The organism is Nitrincola alkalisediminis (assembly GCF_009821115.1).
In the GTDB taxonomy this organism is placed as follows: Bacteria; Pseudomonadota; Gammaproteobacteria; order Pseudomonadales; family Balneatricaceae; genus Nitrincola; species Nitrincola alkalisediminis.
The window spans coordinates 1-2,109 of record NZ_VYTY01000025.1; the positions used below are offsets into that span (position 1 = coordinate 1).

The 2,109-nt window shown below is 46.2% G+C and carries 1 protein-coding gene; it reads right to left on the minus strand.

Translation table 11 applies throughout. The features are described 5' to 3' along the window. Positions 1-2,109 (minus strand): VCBS domain-containing protein (locus tag F5971_RS18245; RefSeq protein ID WP_193496563.1); only part of this gene is annotated, 2,109 nt, incomplete at both ends.

Below are 2,109 nucleotides of genomic sequence, written 5' to 3' on the forward strand. Positions count from 1 at the left end.
CGTCAGTGATGACGCCATTGGCATCGGTGTTGTCGAAGCTCACTTCAACTGCAGAGGCGACTGCATCCAGTTCGTCTTCAGCTGTACCCGTCACTGGGTTGCCGTTGTTGTCGGTACCAGTAACCGTGATGTCTAGGTCACCGTCTGTTAGATCGCTGATGTCTAAGCCTGGAACGGTGTAGCTACCGTCTTCTTCAACAATCGCTGTTGTCGTAACAGTATTGCCTTCTGTGTCAGTGATGGTAACCACTAGCTCAGAACCGACTGGAATATCAGTGGTGTCACCTGTCACATCAATGGTTGGGCCAGCGTTATCAACCTCGGTTTCAACGGTGATTTGGGCTGCAATCGCATCCAGCTCAGCGTTGTCGGTGCCGGTGATTGGGTTGCCATTATTGTCCGTTGCGCTTGCAACTACTTCCAATGGACCGTCAATCAAGCCGCTTAGGTCGGCTTCAACACTGAAATTACCGTCTGCATCCAGCGCAACGTCATTCAGTACAACTTCATTGCCCTGCTGATCCGTGATCACCAAGTTAACGGTGTTGCTGCTTGGCAGAACGTCTGTGGTGCTACCGCTGATCACAACGCTGTCTGCATCGTCAGTGATGACGCCATTGGCATCGGTATTGTCGAAGCTGACTTCAACTGCAGAGGCGACTGCATCCAACACATCATCAGCAATGCCTATTACAGGATCACCGTTATTGTCAGTACCCGTCACCGTGATGTCTAGCTCGCCGTCCGTTAAGGTAGTGATGTCTAGGCCTGTAACAGTGTAGCTACCATCCGCTTCAACAATCGCTGTTGTCGTTACAGTGTTATCCATTTGATCAGTGATCGTCACAATCAGATCAGAGCCAACCGGAATACCAACAGTATCACCTGTCACATCAATCGTTGGGCCCGTATTATCGACTTCAGTTTCGACCATAATACGAGATGTGTTAGAGACACCATTGAGATTAATCTCCAACGTTGACTCTACCAAATCACCATCAGCATCCTTTAACACATAGGTGAAACTATCAACCAGTACTTCGCCTAATTGTAGCTTGTCACGAGTTTCAAGTTTGACTTCATAGCTATAACTACCATCAGGATTGATGGTCAAAATACCAAGATCCGTTTCAATCACACCGGATGCAGCATCGATATCCTTCCAAATCACGGGATCTTCATCAGCGGCGCCATCAGCACCCCAGAAATAGTCCACCTGACCTTCAAACACTGGAATATCTGCTGTAGATGCAAGTTCAGCAAAGAGTTTGAAGGAGTTAGACGCTTGTTCAGTCGTTCTAATTTCATCAACTATATTGCCATCTTGATCAAGGAATCCTTTGATTTTGAACTCGTACACCCGATCATTCACTGTGTACGTTTGAACAAAATCAATATTCGTGATTTTTATAATGTCATCATTTTCAGGATCCTGAGGGTTCGGGTTGTTATTGGGAGTCTCATCATGTGCTAACTCAATCTGAGCATCAATCTCGACCCTAACTCCATCTATTAATAGAGTGAACTTCACCTCAAGAATTGTACTTGTCAGAACAGAACCAGACGACAGGATTGGGAAGTTGTTGTGGGTGAAAGTACCCAACTCAATCAACTGATCAGTGAAAATCGTGTCACCTGTACGGAAGTCTTCATTATCCTCGAATACATAGTTCGAACCTTGGGAACCATTTGCAGGCGTACCCCAAGTTAAGCGATCCGCGTATGCATCTGCATCAAGGACTTCACCTGATACACTTCCATTAACAGCGGTAGTTTCTTCGAGCAAGAAACCTGCTTTAAAACCAGAAATTCCGGCTTCTGTAAGTGGGATGCTGATGTATTCTTTGACCACTTCAGCGGCAGGCACATCATCAACAATAGAGACTTCTACCTCAGAACCTTCCACATTTCCACGTTGATCCGTGACTGACAAGCTGATTGGCTCTTTGGCCAACTCATCTGTTCCTTGTTCAGGATGTGATGCTGGGTTTAACAACTCAAACGTGTAATCAACTTGGTAAGCGTTATCGTTGACTTGTGTAAAGCCAACGATCTCAACCAAGTTACCTTCTGGTGTGGTGATGCTAATCGGCGATGCATTGCTCGCTT